Source organism: Domibacillus sp. 8LH (assembly GCF_038806185.1).
Classification (GTDB): domain Bacteria; phylum Bacillota; class Bacilli; order Bacillales; family Domibacillaceae; genus Domibacillus; species Domibacillus indicus_A.
Genome location: NZ_JAVJNG010000026.1, coordinates 1 through 17792, shown reverse-complemented (window position 1 = coordinate 17792; position 17792 = coordinate 1). Strand labels below are relative to the sequence as shown.

Sequence of the window (17792 nt, the reverse complement as noted above, 5' to 3'; positions counted from 1 at the left end):
AAGGAATGGAGGCCGATGGACCTTCCTATTATTTTATCTGGCCCTGTTTTAAGAAGAGTGGATCAAAGCAATGTTTTTATCTGGATCGCCACAAGCAAGCCTTTTCAGATCAGCGCAAAACTGTACCAGCTCGAGCCATCAGGAAAAGACGATGGACTAATCAGCGGCCAAAGCGAGATGGAGTGTGTCCGTTTTGGAAAGCGGTTGTTTGTTTATATGGTTAAAATCACTCCTGCCTCAGGTACTTTTCCACTTCAAACCCTCCTCGGTTACAACCTTTTCTTTACAAAGGGATCAGACACCGTCGATTTGAGCCATTTTGGCCTGCTCGACCCCGGTGCGGACTCACTTGTCTATGGAAATCTTCCCTATCCATCCTTTTTCATTTCGGAAGGAAAACATACAAGCGTTTTATATGGTTCATGCCGAAAATTTCACGGAAAAGGCGAAGATGCCCTGGCGGCAGGAGATATGCATATGGAAGAAACCGCTCATGTATTGGAAAAAAGACCGCAGGCACTTTTTTTGCTGGGAGACCAGATTTATGCGGATCATGTGGCAGACCCGCTGTTCCCGGTGATTACGTCTCTTGGCAGGCAGCTGGTGGGCCAAGAAGAACCGCTTCATAAAATAGATAAACGCCTGGAAAGGTATTCTTCTCTTTATAAAATTCATGGAAGAAAGTTAATTATGGATCATCTATGCCGGTTTACATCTAACCAGTCACATAATCATCTTATTCAATTTTCCGAATATGCAGCCCTATACGTGTTATCCTGGGGCCCGCAAGTATGGGAGTATATTCAGGAAAACGGGGGGCTTCCTGTTTTTGAAGAAGAGTTAGCGAATGACCGGATTCACTTTGTGTTTTCTACAGAGCCCGCTTTTCAAAAAATACACGATTTGGAACTTCTGCAGCATAAACAGCGTTTTGCAGAACAAACAGAAGAGCTGAGAGAGTTCATTGCTTCGTTAAAGCGCGTAAGGCGCCTGATGGCGAATGTCCCGTCTTATATGATTTTTGATGACCATGACATCACCGATGATTGGAACCTGTCAGAGGAATGGAAAGAAAACGTCAAAAACTCGCCGCTTGGATCTCATGTTGTAGCCAACGGTTTAGGAGCGTATTGGGCTTTTCAAGGCTGGGGAAACGCACCCGATTCGTTTGATCAGCCGTTTTTAAAAACCATGAAGCGATACGCCCGGCACTTCGATGTGGAATCGGAAAGCTATGGGAACTGGCTGCACACTTTATGGAATTATCCATCCTGGCATTTTATCGCTCCTACTGAGCCGAAAACCGTTTTTTTAGACACGCGGACGAAAAGAGGGTATGAGGTTTCATCTGCTCCTGGGAGGGTCGGCCGGATCATGCAGGAGAAATTGCAAAGCCCGGAGCTCGTGCGCCAAAGCGCCTGGCCGGCTATTGCTGCGTTGCTGAAAGAGAGCGGCTGGAAGAGAGGGGAAATGTTAATGGTCGCTTCACCTGCTCCGCTCTATGGAATTGGCTTAATTGAATCCGCTTTGCACACATACACCAATTCTCTTCGGCTAATCGGCATTCCTGTTCATGAGCTGTTTGATTTCGAAGCCTGGAAGTACAATGGGCAAGGTTTTACGGCTTTTTTAGAGCAAATCTTTAACTGGGCGCCGCACCATTGCTTTATTCTTTCGGGAGATGTTCACTACGCCTCCTCGGTTTACACAGCCGTCGAATCCAATGACGGACGAAGCGCGCATATTATGCAATGCACGAGCAGCCCGATCAATAACGCCAGCTTCTCAGGCGTATGGGGCCGGCTGATGGAGTCTGTGGCCCGGATCAATGCATTCAAACGAAAAAAGAAAAGCATCATCCGCTATTGCGACGAGCAGGGGCGGATTGTTTGCCAAGAACCCGGTGCTGCTGTACCCAAGAACTGCTTATGGAAAGAAACGCTCCAGTATATAGCCACAACGGGTGGATCGATCATGGAAACCGATAATAATCTGGGGCTGCTCAGCTTTACAGAAAAGGTGGCACAAAATCATTTATTGATGCACCGGACGTGGCAGAAAAAGAAAGTTCTTTTTAACCAAATAGACCTTCATTAAGCAGAGTCATGATTAAAAAGTCAGAAGCTCGCCATACTATCCAAAAAGGAGGGGATGGCATGTCACAAGATCGGTTTGAACAAGTATACGATCAGTACAAACAGCAAAGTCAGCAGATGGCTTCCCAGGTAATTCAAAATTCTTCTTCGGATGGCCAGGAACAAATCACCGCAGTTCGGAAAAATGAGGAAGGAGATATTATAGCATTTAAAACCAGCAACGGCCGAGAGCTGGATTATATGGAAGCGCTGAAAGAAGCAAAAGCAGGACGGCTCGCTCATGTGGACGTTTTTGAGCGATACGGGCGGGAAATTATTCGCAGTGAACCGGATGGCACAAAGGAAAACAATTTAGATAATCTTGATACCTTTTGAGGGATGACTTAAAGCGTTTTTAACTTGCAGGCAAATCATAATGCCTGCATTTTTTTATGATAGGACTATTAAATAAACATAGAGTACTGTTTTAACAAGGGATAAATTTAAAATAAAAAAGCAATGCTGACTGCATTGTTCACTTAGATTCGCTTATTTTCTTTGATTTAAATTAGCAGGCTTTTATTATGCTCGACGCCTAATAACTGAAGGGCATCTTTGACGGTCGAAACAGTTGGGGTGGATTTAAAAGTTGTTCCTATCTGTACGGCCATTTGTGCTGTTTCTGGTCTTATCCCTGTTAAGAGAGAACGTACACCAAGCATGGATAATACTTGATTCATTTTAAAAATGTATTCTGTTACGACAGAATCTAAGTTATAAAGACCAGAGAAATCTATAATTAAGAATTTTATATTTTGTTTTTGTGCTTTTATCGGAACACTTTCTAATATTTGCGTTGCTCTTTGTTCATCTATAGAACCTGCCAGAGGAAGTACAGCAATTCCATCTAAAAGAGGAACGAGGGATGAAGACAACTCATTTACTTGCTCTAACATCCGTTTTTGCTCACTCTCCGCTGCTTTTCTTTCTGTTATATCTCGTACATATGTCTGAATCGCTTTTGTCTCACCTATCCATACAGGGTGACAATATAATTCAACCTCAATGGTTGTACCATCCATTCTGTAGATTGTTTCTTCAATTACCTTTGCTGGCTGTTCGTAAGCCGATTGTATTCTTTTTTCTATTGCTGATTTGGATGTATCTTTGAAAATATCTAAAGGACTTGCTCCGATAATATCTTTTTTGGAGGCTCTAAAAAATATTTCTGCGGCACGATTGATATCAATAATTTTTAGCTGTGAATGAATAATTAATGGTTCCAAGGCATACTCAATTACTTGTTTATAATCGATATCTGAAATGTTTTCACTCATATAGTTCACTCCCAATTAAATAGTATAGCGGTTTTTCAATTTCATCTAGTGATTAAACCCTTCTGTTTAATAAGGTTGTAATACACTGAAGCTGCTGTAATTGAAAAGAAACTGCAAAAGGATCTTAGATAATCGCTGTGTATTCAGAAAAATAAGAATTATTTAATCAGGTCTTTATTAAAAAGTAACATAATATGATGTAGAAGTGTTCTATTTTAAAAAATAATCACGCTTTTTAAAATGGCTGTTAAGCTAAGATGATAAACTGACACCGATTTTTACTTCACAGATAAATTTCCTTTCATTATCCTTTACATATTTATAGACCTATTCGTTTAGGGAAAGTTAGAAATTTACTTTTTCTTTGACCATAAAAAATGCCTCTGTTACTTATTGGGTTTTATCCTTTCTAGGAGATTGTCACTTCCCGACTCTGAAGATAGGGGTGTATCAGTGATCGAACAGGTATTTACCCTTTCTCTCTTTATAAAGCAGCTAATCCCGCTATTCCCTAAAACGGTTTCGTACGTTTGTGTGAATTCTTGTGCCATTAATTTGCAGGGATTCTAACATGTTTGAGTGATTTTCTGTTTAATATTCCCTTGGTAACCTATATAATAAAAATAAAGTTCTCGTTTCGAGAACTTTCGGGGAGAATAACATGGAAAAAACCCGGTACTGCCTGGCAAAAGATTCTTTTGGACACTACGTGTATGGAGAAACGGATGATGTGTTGCTTTTTATAAAGCCTAACCAAGATATAGAATGGAAGCTTCACTTTTATGTAGACATAGAGGATTTGTTGCACACTGTAAAAAATAGTAAAGAAAAGCGGCCAGTCATTATCATAGATTTATTATGAACAGCCAAGTCCAAAGAGCCAGAGAAAAATATTTTTAATCGATATAACATAGTAGATTATGGCTTGCTTAAAGGAGCGAAAGGGATGAAAAATTTAGTATCTCAGGAGAAGTTTTTAGAATACATTTTAAGTTCAATGGATGAAACGCTTATTTTGATTGACCAGGAACTAAAGATTCAATATATTAACCCTTCTGGGGAGCGCTTATTTGGGCTCGAAGAAGTTGACTACGAAGGCAAGCATATTTATAACGAAGCAAACTTTGTACACCTGCCTATCGATTACAATAATAAGGTATTAGAAGAAGTTTTAAAAACAGGGGAAGCGCGAAAAAACGTTTTAAGAAAAACATTTACAAACAGGATTTTATCGATGAATGCCGTTCCTTTAGTGGAAGAAGGCGTGAAAAAAGGCGTTTTGGTTACGGGAAAAGATGTAACGGATATTGTAGACATACAAAATGAAATCGATATGGCTTTTGCTTTAACACTTCCAAATACTAGAGTGGAATATAAATTGAAGAATACAGTAGAGTATAATGATATTTATGATCCTGAAACAAAGATGATTACCATCACAGGAATTATACCGGATGGCGGGTACCGCCATGTAGTGAATTGCCTTAAACTTCTTTCTAATTTGTATCAACAGGGTATTGCAAAAATCATTGGTATTGATAAAGATCAGTTAGTACAGGCTTTTATCTTTCATGACTTGGGTAAATCACAGCCTATTCTGTCTATTGGCGATGTAGTCGATCCAAAAAAAGTTTTTGAAGACAGCAAACTGCATGCTTATCGGGGGGCTGAAATTGCCAAACAATTTTACTCCGTCCATCAAGATATTGTCGACATTATTTATTACCATCACCATGGAGAGCATGAGCTTCCTGATACATTTCCATGGCGGCTGCGCCCGATGCATCGATTATTTCAAGTAGTGGATGGTTTATCGGCCTCGATTACAAGAGGGGGAGGGAAAGTGGATTTCACTGTTCAGGATTGTACCCTCACGATAACGGAAATAAATCACCGCCCTCAATATAATGGAACCTGGCAAATTGATTTGTTTACTGGAAAAAGAACTAAATTGAAGTAGGTAAAGCAATGTTTCTTTTATAGAAACATATTGAATAATTTATTTTTCTGAAAAATCATGTACACTAATGAAAGGGTATGGAGATTTATGGACGAGATCAACATTGCTCAATCACTAGAAAAGTTCATATATAGAAAAGAAATAAAAAAGACCCTCTCCCACATTGAACCTAGATTAAAGAATCATCAGGATTTATCAACGGTTTTTTTTAGTCTGTATGAAAAAGGGATCATTGGTGAGGATGAGCTGGCAGCACTTCAAACAAAATTTATGTTAAACCAGTTCACTTCTTTAATGGAGCATCATTTTAAAGAATTAAGCTGCGGCATATACATACACGATGAAAATGAGAAGAAGATGTGGAATGGAGCAGTGACTAATGTTTCACCAGGGTACAATGAATATTCCAGCGGTTTATCCACTGTAAATGATATTCTAGATGGTGATGAGATCCCTGTATATTCCAAACAAATCGTTGCCATTCCGGACCTGGAAAGAGGCGAAGACATTATCTCTCTTAACCATAAAAAAGCACTTTTAAAAAATAGGTACCAAGCGGTCTGCTGCTCGCCGCTTACCTATAAAGGCCGTATCATTGGCCACTCTGTGATGTATTCCGAATCAAAAAGAATGTTTACAGCGGAGGAAATCAACATGTTCAGCATGTATATGACATTCATTGAGGAGAAATTAGCGGAAATTAAAAATCATTTACTCCCTATTCTTAAAAACGCAAAATAAGATACGCCAATCTATATAAGTAATCGAAAAGGGGTGATTACCATTATAGGATATGGAGAAAAATTAAGAGAACTTCGGTTAGAAAAAAATCTCACCATGGATGATGCTGCTAAAATTGTCAGTGTTGCAAAATCAACCTATGCTGGATACGAGTCTGAGTTCCGGCAGCCTTCTTTAGAAAAAATGACATTGTTTGCCCACTATTATAATGTTTCAGTGGATTACATCTTGTGCTTAACGGACCAAAGAGAAAGAAAAGACTGGAATGAAGGCTTTAATACGAAAAACCTGCTCACTGGAGAGCTTCATTGGGATGGTGTTCCTTTAAACGAAGAAGAATTAGATCATATTAATCAATTTTTAAAAGCGATAGAAGAGAGAAGCAAAAAGAACCAAACAGGGAAAAAGTTTGGGTGATTTTTTCAGCAAATACACGATGAATAACCATAAACCTGCCCATATGAATGGAGGTTTTTATTACATGTGCCGCTCAACGTACACAGCAGCTGAAGTGATTCTCGGCGGTTTTCATATCGATGGTTTATTTCTTGAGTTTGACAAATTTGCTGACAGAAGAAGCATAATGGCAAAGGTACGCCACATTGTACATATTGCAAAAGATGTCTGGAAATAAGAAAACAGGGCTGCTCCAAAAGTCGATGAACATCGATTTCTGGAGCAGCCCTGTTTTTGTGTTCAAAACAGCTTTTTTCTTTTTATACACGGGACAATACAGCGCGCAGCTGCTCAGTCTATAAAAAAATCATTCTTTTTTTAAAAAAAATTTCATAGAACGGTAATTTAAAAGAATAATTACTAGTGTTGCGTAATATCCTATATTATTCTCTTAATTTTTAAAAAGAAACACGCTGCTTATCTCTATTGGCCTACTTACTAAAAAGGAGAGATTAAAATGGAGAAAACGTATGATTTGATTGTTTCAAACGATAATGGAAACAGCGAACACAAGTTGGTTATAAACGGAATTCCGGTAAAGCACCCGAATGTTTTCGCCCGCATTTCCAAACCACGGTCTGAAAAGAAAACCACATTGATAGAAGCAATAAACGAACTGCATAACAATATTGACATTACGATTTCAAGTCCGGCTATAAAGCTCGCAGACAATACAAGAGTATTGGTAGGGCATGCGGCAATGGCAGGGGTAGCCGCCAGTAAAGTAAAGAATATGAATTTAGAAAAAGGAAAAAAGCATGAACAGGATCTGCCTATTATCAATACACTCGGCATTGTAGCCGTAAAAACAGTACAAGAGCATTTTTCAGAAAAGAAAGCAATTGAAAACAACGATGTGTTAGAAGTAACGGTTAACATGTCCACATGCCTGCCGGCTTCTGTTTATAATGAAGTAAACGCAAAAATCTTTAAAGAGCGGTTCCAAAAAGGAACGCATATGGTCACTGTAAACATTAAAAGTGATTTAAGAGTAGTCGTGAAAGTTACATTTGGATATGTAGGTGTGTCCGCCGAAGGAACGCCGCCATTATTCGAAATTATTGAAGACGGAGAAGGAAACTACCGCTCCGGGGATATGTTTGATGAGTTTATTAAGCAGTATAATATGAAGCCGGATTTAGACGGTCAATATTTTCAGGATAAAAACTTAATGCATATTGATATTGGCGACGGGACGACCGAGCTGATCATTACAAACGGGTACGAATTAAAACATAGTGAAGGTCTGGAGTACGGGCTTGGCGTTGCACTTGAGTCGGTCGTGAGTATCTGGAAAGAGAAAAAGTCGTATACACGACAGGACATCTCTGAAATTATCAAATCAAAATCTCATGCTTTTAAAGAAGATATTTTAACGGATTTAAACGGAGAACCGCTGGAGAACTTATCGTTTGATATTGCAGAGGATGTGCAGAGCTTCGTAAATAATATGCGTTCCAAAGAAATTCATATTGCGGTCGTGTATGGAGGCGGCTCGATTCTGCTAAAAGATCACTTGTACAGCAAATTAATGGCGATTGCCAAGAAAGAACGGTTTAAGCTGCTGTGGATCCCACCGCAATATGCAGTGGACATGAACGTAAACGGATTAAATACATTTAATGACATCTATATGGATGAATTGACTGCCCCTGTCTCATAAAAAAGGCACGGCAGAAGGAGGGGAGGGATCCATATGCAGGAAGACAAAAAGCCGACCATCTATGTAAAAACTGCAAGCTCCGCCTGCCCCGATATTGTTGGGGACTGGGCCGCAGGGCAAAAAAATCCGAATGAATCAGTGAAATACTTGATTATTCAGCTGGCTGCCCATTTCGGAAACACCGACATTTTTGATCCTGCTATTATCAACACATTAAATGCCATGCTGACCCGCAATCAAGCGGAGCGGATGCAGCTCTCCACCGGACAGGAGGACAGCAGTAAGCCCGTTATTGGACAGGAAATAAAAGAAACGCCGGGAGTCACAGTGGAAAAAGAACCAGCGGCGAAAAAGAAAACAGAACCGATCGCAAATAAAGATATTGTCGAGCTGAAATTTGTAAATGATTTAAATTCAAAAACAATCACTCAAAGCGAAACGGCTAAAACAGATCCGCCTGCCGTAAAAGAAAAAAGCAGCAAGGGCAAGGAAAAAGAAAATGAAGAGACGGTATCTTTAGAAGCAGCAGAGGCGGCAGAACCGAAAGAAGAAAAAGAAGAAAAAGAAGAAAAGACCCCGAAAAAGAAAGTAGCCAGACGGCCTGGTGCGGCTTCAAATATTATGCAGTAAACACGGAAGAACCTGCCTCCCGAGGAGTGCAGGTTCTTTTTCATACAGGCTTATTTGGAGGCAAACAAATCAATTCGGCGCCATTTGCCGAACCGGTAATAGCCAAAAGAGAAGGCGCTGCTGATCACAAAGCCAATTCCCATCCCCAGGGCAATCCCATTTTCTCCCCAAAAAGCCGAGCAAAGATAGGTCAGCGGATAACGCAGTACCCAGAAAGAGAGGATATTCAGGACAAGCACCTGATACATGGCACCGGATGCCCGCACAATCCCATTTAAAATAAAATTCAGCCCGATAAATGGATAGAAAAAAGCGATTGTCTTTAGGTAAGAGGTGCCGAACTCGACGGCTTCTTCCTCCTGGATAAATAAGGTGATTGCAAACCGTGCCAGCAAAAAGACAATGACAGCAATGGCCAGCATGGTAATGAAGTTATAAAGAGCACCGTAAAGAGCAATTTGGCGAACACGGTTCCAGTGATGGCCCGCTATATTCTGTCCGGCCATGCTGTTGACAGCTGTTCCGAGTGCCATGGCCGGAAGCGTAATCAAGCTGTCTAAGCGCTGCGCCGCCCCGAACCCTGCAGCAGCATCGCGCTTCCGAAGGAATTCACGACCGTCATGATTGCCGTCACCCCTGCATAAATAACCGTCATTTGTAAGCCGGCTGGTATGCCCAGCTTTAAAATAAGCAGAACCTCTTCTCTTTTTGGAAGGACCGGAATGGAAAAAGGCACGGCTTTCCCCCGGAGTGTATACGCAACACCCATGATGAAAGCCAGTCCCTGCGAAATGACGGTTGCCCAGGCAGCGCCGTTTATGCCGAGCCCGAAGACGGAAATCAACACAGGGTCGAGCACAATATTTAAAAGAACAGCAGCCAAAACAAAGTAAAGCGGCGTCTGGCTGTCTCCGAGTGCCCGCAGCACTGTACTGATAAAATTGTAGCCAAGCAAAAAAAGAATACCGATAAAGTTAATCTGCAAGTATACAGCAGCGTCAGGAATCATCTCAGTTGGCGTGTCCAGCCACTTTAACATCTCTTCCGCATACAAATATCCTGCAGCACCCATCAAAAGAGATAAGCACGTTAAAAGAACAACAAAAGCATTGAGGTAGCTTTTTAACCCTGCAGTACTCTCGCTCTCCCGCTGCTGAGATAATATGGTGAGGGCGGCATTGTTAATCCCGAGAATAAAAGAGAGGACGGTCAGGATCACCGTACTGGCAATACTGACGGCTCCCAGTGCATTCGCGCCAAGCAGGTTGCCGACCCATAAGGAGTCCACAAACTGGTAAGACACCTGCAGCAGATTCGCTGCCATAACAGGCGTCGAGAAGAAAAACAATTGCTTGAAAATATTTCCGTTTGTAAAATCGATTTGTCGCAAGTAATCTCTCCTTTTTATCTGCTCCTTTCATAATCTACCATAAACTATTCCTTTCTTCAGCGGTGATGCCTGCAGAAGGAGGAAGAAGCTGTGTTATGTCTTCTTGCTGCCCGTGCTTTTTGAAAAATGCTTCTCACACGGTGCTGGATCAGTGCGCTTTTTAAAGGAGAAAGAGGCTGTTATGATCCTAAAATTAGAGCTTTATTTCAAGCTTATTACAAAGGCGGCGAGCGATTTTATCCAAATATAAACAAAAGAAAAATAGCGGCTGTCTTTTTCAAATAATCTCCTTTTTGTAGCCCCAAACGCTTCTTTTTTATTATCTCGAAATTAAAACATTCTCTCTATGGTCTTCTTTTTTATATTCGTTATGATGTTGGTGTTCAAGGAACGAAGCGCAAAAGTAAAGAGAAATGTTACAAAGCCGCTTTGTTTGAAATAAAAGAGGGAGTTGAAGAAATGATCGGCTTTTTAAGAAAAAAACAAAAGCCCGCTATGCTCGGTCTCGCTTTGACGATGGCACTGAGTACAGCAGCTGTACCACTCGCTTCATCTGCAGAAGCAGACACGCTTCCGTGGATGGACAAAGCTCTTTCCGCTGAAGAAAGAGCGAACCAGTTAGTGGACAAAATGACACTCGAAGATAAAGTGGACTTTATCACGGGTAATTTAAACAACTACTACGGGTTTTACAATGACGGAGTCGAGAAATACGGGATTCCTGCCCTGACGATGGCAGATGGTCCTGTCGGTGTTCGAATTGCCAACCCGGATGTACAAGATAAAAAATCAACAGCAATGCCGGCTGCAATCGGGCTTGCTGCAACATGGAATACAGAAACAGCCGAAAAGTACGGAGATTTGCTTGGGGATGAAGCATTTAATACAACCCATAATGTACTCCTTGGCCCAGGCTTGGACATTGCCAGAAATGCATTTGGATCGAGAAATTTTGAATCTTTAGGAGAAGATCCATACCTGCAGTCTCAAATGGCAACAGAGTATGTTAAAGCCATTCAAAGCAATAACGTATTAGTAACAGCCAAGCATTATCTGCTAAACAATCAGGAATTAAGCCGCTTTGTCAGCGATTCACAGGCAAGTGAGCGTGCGATCAATGAAATTTACGCGAAACCGTTTGCCAGTGTGATTAAAGATGCCGAGATGGGCAGTGTGATGTGTTCCTTTAATAAAGTCAATAGTGTTTATGCATGTGATAAGGAAGAGATCCTGACGAATCTATTAAGAGATAAATTAGGCTTTGAAGGGTTTGTCATGAGTGATTACAGAGCCAACGTAAGTACGTCAAACTCGATTAAAGCGGGAATGGATTTAGAAACACCAGGAGATCCTGGCGGTTTATGGGGGGACAAACTCGTACAGGCCGTTCATAACGGAGAAGTAAGTGAAGAAACGATTGATCAAAGTACATATCGCATCTTATATCAAATGTTTGATAAAGGATTATTTGATAATCCGGCACAAAACAATAAGATTGATGCCAAAGCGCATGGTGCCATTGCCCGTCAAATTGCGGCAGAGTCTATGGTTCTGCTTCAAAACGACGACAAGGCATTACCGCTGGATACAGATAAACTAGATTCGATTGCAGTCATCGGTCCAGATGCCGATAATGCCTCTGCGGCTGGCGGCGGAAGCTCGCTTGTCAATCCAACGTACACAGTCAGCCCATTGGAAGGAATCAAGAACCGGGCAGGCAAGGATGTAAAAGTAGAATATGCAGCCGGAACGGATCCAATTAGTGCAGGAGACTTGCTGCCTGGACCAAATGCCGTACCATCTTCATTCTTGACACCATCTGCAGATTCAGAAGAAAACGGCTTGAAAGCAGAGTACTGGTCTAATGCCAAAATGGAAGGCAATCCTGCTTATGAGCATACAGCCAAGCAGGTCAATCTTCACCTAGGATTTTATAATTATGAAGGCTTTAATGCGCAGTCAACAAAACTCGATAAGCTTCCAACAAGCTTAAACAGCATGATGTCAGCGCGATACACAGGCGTTATTCAGGTACCAAAGTCAGGTGAATACAAGCTTTCTACTTCAAGCTACGGCTCAAGTAAAGTTTATCTGGATGGAAAGCTGGTCATAGACAATACGGGAGAAACGTTTGGCACGGTAGAAAAAACGGTTACATTGGATGCCAATCAAAAGTATGACCTGAAAATTGAATACAAAACAGATTATCCGTACAACCCTGGCCGTGACAATGGTGCGAAATTACGCTTTGGATGGGAAGCGGCTGATGACGTAGTAGATGAAAATATCAAAAAAGCCGTTGAACTGGCGAAAAAATCAGATGCAGCTGTCATTGTAACTAAAACATATGACAGTGAAGGGAACATTGACCGTTCTGATATGGAACTGCCAAATAACCAGGAACAGCTGATTAAAGAAGTAGTGAAAGTCAATAAACATGTTGTCGTTGTCAACGAAAGCGGCATGGCTGTTGAAATGGGAGACTGGAAAGACAGCGTTGATTCTATTGTTCAAGCCTGGTACCCGGGACAAGAACAAGGAAATGCTATTGCAGATGTTCTGTTTGGAGATGTTAACCCATCTGGTAAATTACCGGTTACGTTCCCAGTAGATGAAGACAAAACGCCTGTTTCATCTGATGAACAATATCCTGGTGTAGACGATGTATCGAAGTATTCAGAAGGTATTTTTGTTGGATACCGAGGATTTGAAGGGTACGGGATTAAGCCAGCTTTCTCATTCGGACATGGCTTATCGTACACAGAGTTTGGCTATGAAAATCTAAAAACAAAAGTACAGTCTTCAGGCAAGAACAAAGAAACAACGTTTGAAGTATCATTAAACGTACGCAACACAGGCGACAAAGCCGGTTTAGAAGTGGTGCAGGTATACACAGGCAAATTGCCGACGGATGTAGAAACAGCACCGAAGCAGCTTGCTGGATTCCAAAAGATTGAATTAGAGCCAGGCAAGCAGCAAAGAGTTACCATTCAGCTTGATTCAAAAGCACTTTCTTACTATGACGAAGAAAAACATGACTGGGTAATGCCTTCAGGCAGCGTGCCGGTTTATGTGGGAAGCTCGTCGACAGACATTCGCTTAACAGGCAGCATTAAGGTGCCAGCTAACCAATAAGCGACGCAGCAAAATAGAAAAAGAACACCATGAAAGCGTGCGTTCATCCAATAAACGATGAATACTGATTTCCTTTTCCCCACACCGGATACCACCGGGTGGGGAATTTTTCTAGGGAGGTGAAGAGAAATGAACCAGTATCAAAGGAGAGCGCTTTTCATCTTACTCATATGTGTACTGCTAGTCGTTTTGTTTGTTAAGTGGGGATCAACCGAAGAAAACCATCAGAAAGAGGAAACAGGAGCGACGGTTTCTGCCTGGCTGACAACAGGTGATCAAACAAGCTTATTAACGAAACAGCCGCCGCTTTCTTTTTCAGCTGCAGAAAAATCAAATGAGCGGCTCATTGTGATTGACCGACAAAAAACCTATCAGACGATGGACGGATTTGGGGCGGCGCTGACGGGGTCATCCGCTTATTTAATCAATCAGAAATTGGATCAAGAGGCGAGAGAAGCGCTATTGGAAGACTTATTTACGAATAAGGGAATCAATCTTACGCACATTCGCCATACAATCGGATCATCCGACTTTTCTGTAGATGAACAGGGAAACCCGAGCACTTATACGTATGACGATACAGATGGAGAGCAGGACTTTTCCCTGAACCATTTTTCAATCGAAAAAGACGAGGATGTAACCGCCGTGCTGCGGTCGATTTTAGACAAGCAGCACCAATTAAATATTATGGGAACACCCTGGACAGCCCCGCCCTGGATGAAATATGGTGAACGTATACACAATGGCTGGTATTTGGATTACACGAACGAAAAAATATATCTGGCGTATGCGGAATACTTTATCCGCTATATTCAAGCGTATGCGCAAAAAGGAATTCCAATCGACAGTATAACGGTTCAAAACGAACCGGGCCATACATCTCCGGATTATCCAACGATGAGCATGGGAGCAGAAGAACAGGCGGCCTTTATTGGTGAGTACCTGGGGCCGGCTTTTGAAGCAAACGGGATCGATACGAACATTATTGCGTACGACCATAATTGGAAAGATGCTTTAGCGTATACGTCTTTCCTATTTAGCAATGAAAAAGCAAACCGCTATACAGACGGTGCGGCGTTTCATTGTTATGAAGGCAGCCCGGATGCCATGAACGAGGTACATGTCCGTTTTCCGAATAAGAACCTGCATGTGAGCGAATGCAGTGGCGGAGAGTGGAGCCGGGATTTCGGTGAAAATTTAAGCTGGCAAATGAGCCATTTAATGATCGAAAGTCCGAGAAACTGGGCAAAAAGTGTGCTGATGTGGAATGTGGCGCTGGATGAAAACAGCGGTCCGGCAAATGGAGGATGCCAGGAGTGCCGCGGGGTCGTCACCATCAACCAGCAAACCAGGGAAGTAACGAAAAACATTGAATATTATGTGCTTGGGCACGCCAGTAAATTTGTACAGCCAGGCGCGCTCCGCATTGGCTCGGATACGTATAAGGGAGCGATCGAAACCGTCGCTTATCAAAATCCGGACAGCTCTATGGTTTTGATTGCCTCCAATCCAAGTAAAGAGAAGCAGCAATTCCAGGTAAGAGACGGAGAAAAGTCATTTACTTATACACTGCCCTCTCAAAGCGCGGTAACCTTTGTGTGGAAAAAGAAAAATTCCAGCCAATGAAAAGCAAAAAGTATTTGACCCGTCCTTCGGTTTATAATAGAATGATAGAAATTAACAAATGGAAAACACTTGTAAATATTCGCTGCGATGACGAAGAAAAGTAAGCAAAACGGACACTTCAGAGAGCTGATGGGTGGTGGAAATCAGCGTGGAAATTTTGTTGAATGGGCTTCTGAGCAACCTGGCTGAACAAGAGAATAGGCCGGGGCGGAGCGTCTCACCGATAAAAGAGACTATGTATCGAGCCAGTCTTGCTGGTTTCTGTACATCGAGCGCGTTTATAAATAAACGAACAAAGGTGGCACCACGGGTTTCTCGTCCTTTTTTATAGGATGAGAAGCCTTTTTTTATACTTAAAATTGGAATGAAGGAGTGTTTGTAATGAATGGATCAGAAGTGAAAAAAGGATATTTCGGAGAATTTGGAGGCAGCTTTGTACCGGAAAATCTTCAGGCTGTGCTGGACAGACTCGAAAAAGAATTCTACACCTATAAAGATGATCCCGAATTTCAAAGAGAATTTACAGAGTATTTAGAAGAATTCGTCGGGCGTGAAAGTCCGCTTTATTATGCGGAGCGGCTGACGAAGGAATTAGGCGGTGCCAAAATTTATTTAAAGCGTGAAGATTTAAATCATACCGGCTCCCATAAAATCAATAATGTACTTGGACAAATCCTGCTGGCTAAGCGAATGGGCGCCAAGCGGGTCATTGCGGAAACCGGGGCGGGGCAGCACGGTGTGGCAACGGCTACAGCTTGTGCCATGTTCGGGATGGAATGCGTGATCTATATGGGGGCGGAAGACACAAAACGGCAGGCGTTAAATGTGTTTCGAATGGAGTTGTTAGGCGCTAAAGTGGTGGCTGTCTCAAAAGGACAGGGGCGTTTAAAAGACGCGGTAGATGAAGCATTTGCTGATCTGGTCCAAAACTATGATCATACATTTTATCTGCTCGGCTCCGCTGTAGGACCGCACCCCTTCCCGATGATGGTGCGACATTTTCAGTCAGTCATCAGTAAAGAAAGCCGGAAACAAATTCTCCAAAAAGAAGGGCGCCTGCCATATGCGGTCATTGCGTGTATAGGCGGAGGAAGCAACGCGATCGGCTCCTTTGCAGAATATCTATCTGATGAACATGTCCGCCTAATCGGCGTGGAACCAAGTGAAGCGGCTACGTTAACGAAAGGAACAGCGGGAACGCTGCACGGCTTTAAATGCTTAGTGCTGCAGGACGAGGAAGGAAATCCGATGCCGACCTATTCCATCGCGGCTGGACTTGATTATCCTGGAAGCGGCCCTGAACACAGCCACTTGAAAGAAGAAGGCCGCGCCGATTATGTAGCGGTCAACAAGGAAGAAGTGTTAGAAGCCTTCTTGCATCTATCTAAAACAGAAGGCATTATCCCGGCTCTTGAAAGTGCGCATGCAGTCGCGTATGTGATGAAACTGGCACCGACACTGCCGAAAGAAGAAAGTGTAATTGTCAACATTTCCGGACGGGGCGATAAAGACGTGGAGCAGGTGTTTGATATGCTGAATAACCAATAAATTTTATGCTCCATATGGATGACAAAGCTGAAACAAAAAGCACCGAGTGCGGGATAAAGGAAAAGGGAGGAATCCGGTGACAAAATCAGGGCTGGACTTAGGGCGGATTGTATTTATTGGACGGACATTTGAAGAGTATATGTCGATGTTTGATCTTTCCATAGAAGAGCTGCAAGGACAAAAAGTGCTGGACTGCCCGGCAGGCGCCTGTTCCTTTACAGCCATCGGACGTCAAAAAGGGCTGGACGTCACAGCCTGTGATATTGCGTATTATTACCCGGCCGACACACTTACTGGCAAGGGGAAGAAAGATATTGAACATGTGATGAAAGGCATGGAGAAAGTTAAACAAGATTATGTGTTTAACTATTTTCGTGATATCGATGACCTTGTCCGGCACCGAAAACGAGCTCTTGATGAGTGTGCAGCTGGAATGAAAGCTGATCCGGAGCACTATGTCCCGGCTGAACTGCCAGTTCTTCCATTTGAAGACGATGAATTTGACCTTATTCTTTCTGCTCATTTTTTGTTTACATATGGTGATCGGCTGGATCAGTCGTTTCATCTCGAGGTGATCAAAGAATTACTGCGGGTGGCTAAAAAAGAAATTCGGCTTTTCCCACTTGTTGATTTGTCCGGTAACCGGTATAAGCACCTGGATGACATGATCTCGGGATTAGAGGAACAGGGACACTATGTAGAAGAAATTCCGGTGCCTTTTGAGTTCCAGAAAAATGCGAATGCCATGATGAAAATTCAAAAAAGATAAGATTGGGATACACTCAAAAAAGCGCTGGTTTTCTATTAGAAGAGCCGGCGCTTTTTTTGGTATAAAATCGTGGTAAAAGAGTTGCTCTTTGTGTGTATAATAACGAAGATTTTGTATAGTTTATGACAATTGAGGGAGTGCGGTTTCATGTATTAGCTGATAAACATTTTCATATTTACTAATGGATAAATGGAAAAACAAATAGTTTTTTACTTAACAGGTGTACCTGCATAATTAGTCAGCACTTGACCGGAATTGTTAAGTAAAAGGCTCCTTTCGATAACTGACTTAGAAGAAAGCCTTGTTAGAGAGTATTGTTAATTTTCTTGTTAAACTAAACCAGCTAATAGTTTGTCAATATTTTTCAATAAAAATCTTGAAAATCGCATGATATACTAAAAACAAGCATGACAAATAACCTTCTTTTAATCATGCGTTGGAAGGTTTTGTGTTATTTAGTTG

The 17792-nt window shown here is 42.0% G+C and carries 14 protein-coding genes, 1 pseudogene and 1 other annotated feature; of the genes and pseudogenes, 13 read left to right on the top strand and 2 right to left on the bottom strand.

The genetic code is table 11. From position 1 onward, the window contains the following. Positions 1 to 15: 15 nt before the first annotated feature. Positions 16 to 2097 (top strand): metallophosphoesterase family protein, encoded by a 2082-nt coding sequence (locus tag RG959_RS20130; protein WP_342798636.1) that lies wholly within the window; start codon positions 16 to 18, stop codon positions 2095 to 2097. A gap of 59 nt (positions 2098 to 2156) precedes the next feature. Beyond that, a complete protein-coding gene (locus RG959_RS20125) occupies positions 2157 to 2471 on the top strand; it encodes a DUF3892 domain-containing protein (RefSeq protein ID WP_342798635.1) in 315 nt (104 codons plus the stop codon). A 167-nt stretch (positions 2472 to 2638) separates the two neighbouring features. Here the strand turns inward: RG959_RS20125 and RG959_RS20120 are convergent, their stop codons facing one another. Then, positions 2639 to 3412, bottom strand: coding sequence for a PAS domain S-box protein (locus RG959_RS20120; protein WP_342798634.1), 774 nt, complete (start codon positions 3410 to 3412; stop codon positions 2639 to 2641). A 661-nt stretch (positions 3413 to 4073) separates the two neighbouring features. On the opposite strand from RG959_RS20120, the gene RG959_RS20115 reads away from it, so the two are divergent. From RG959_RS20115 to RG959_RS20085, 7 genes are all read left to right on the top strand, one after another. Further along, entirely contained in the window at positions 4074 to 4274 is a 201-nt protein-coding gene (locus RG959_RS20115) for a hypothetical protein (protein ID WP_342798633.1), read from the top strand. 84 nt (positions 4275 to 4358) lie between these two features. Further along, positions 4359 to 5372, top strand: coding sequence for a PAS domain S-box protein (locus RG959_RS20110; protein ID WP_342798632.1), 1014 nt, complete (start codon positions 4359 to 4361; stop codon positions 5370 to 5372). Between the two features lie 87 nt (positions 5373 to 5459). Next, complete coding sequence (locus tag RG959_RS20105) at positions 5460 to 6113, top strand: GAF domain-containing protein (protein WP_342798631.1); 654 nt, start codon at positions 5460 to 5462, stop codon at positions 6111 to 6113. Positions 6114 to 6146: 33 nt separating this feature from the next. Then, positions 6147 to 6530: a helix-turn-helix domain-containing protein gene (locus RG959_RS20100; protein WP_342798630.1), complete on the top strand. Its 384-nt coding sequence runs from the start codon at positions 6147 to 6149 to the stop codon at positions 6528 to 6530. A gap of 64 nt (positions 6531 to 6594) precedes the next feature. Next, entirely contained in the window at positions 6595 to 6747 is a 153-nt protein-coding gene (locus RG959_RS20095) for a hypothetical protein (protein WP_342798629.1), read from the top strand. Positions 6748 to 7026: 279 nt separating this feature from the next. After that, positions 7027 to 8232: a ParM/StbA family protein gene (locus RG959_RS20090; protein ID WP_342798628.1), complete on the top strand. Its 1206-nt coding sequence runs from the start codon at positions 7027 to 7029 to the stop codon at positions 8230 to 8232. 33 nt (positions 8233 to 8265) lie between these two features. Beyond that, positions 8266 to 8862 (top strand): hypothetical protein, encoded by a 597-nt coding sequence (locus tag RG959_RS20085; protein WP_342798627.1) that lies wholly within the window; start codon positions 8266 to 8268, stop codon positions 8860 to 8862. A gap of 50 nt (positions 8863 to 8912) precedes the next feature. On the opposite strand, the pseudogene RG959_RS20080 reads toward RG959_RS20085, so the two are convergent. After that, positions 8913 to 10252: pseudogene (locus RG959_RS20080) on the bottom strand (MATE family efflux transporter). A gap of 459 nt (positions 10253 to 10711) precedes the next feature. Between RG959_RS20080 and RG959_RS20075 the strand changes: the two are divergent. From RG959_RS20075 to RG959_RS20060, 4 genes are all read left to right on the top strand, one after another. Next, the gene (locus RG959_RS20075) at positions 10712 to 13387 is read left to right on the top strand and encodes a glycoside hydrolase family 3 C-terminal domain-containing protein (RefSeq protein ID WP_342798626.1); all 2676 of its coding nucleotides are present in this window, start codon (positions 10712 to 10714) and stop codon (positions 13385 to 13387) included. Positions 13388 to 13516: 129 nt separating this feature from the next. After that, entirely contained in the window at positions 13517 to 15013 is a 1497-nt protein-coding gene (locus RG959_RS20070) for a glycoside hydrolase family 30 protein (protein ID WP_342798625.1), read from the top strand. Between the two features lie 78 nt (positions 15014 to 15091). Next, positions 15092 to 15339 (top strand) — a binding site (T-box leader). Positions 15340 to 15394: 55 nt separating this feature from the next. Continuing rightward, the gene (gene trpB, locus RG959_RS20065) at positions 15395 to 16561 is read left to right on the top strand and encodes a tryptophan synthase subunit beta (RefSeq protein WP_342798624.1); all 1167 of its coding nucleotides are present in this window, start codon (positions 15395 to 15397) and stop codon (positions 16559 to 16561) included. 139 nt (positions 16562 to 16700) lie between these two features. After that, positions 16701 to 17330: a class I SAM-dependent methyltransferase gene (locus RG959_RS20060; RefSeq protein WP_342798662.1), complete on the top strand. Its 630-nt coding sequence runs from the start codon at positions 16701 to 16703 to the stop codon at positions 17328 to 17330. The last annotated feature ends 462 nt before the right edge of the window (positions 17331 to 17792 follow it).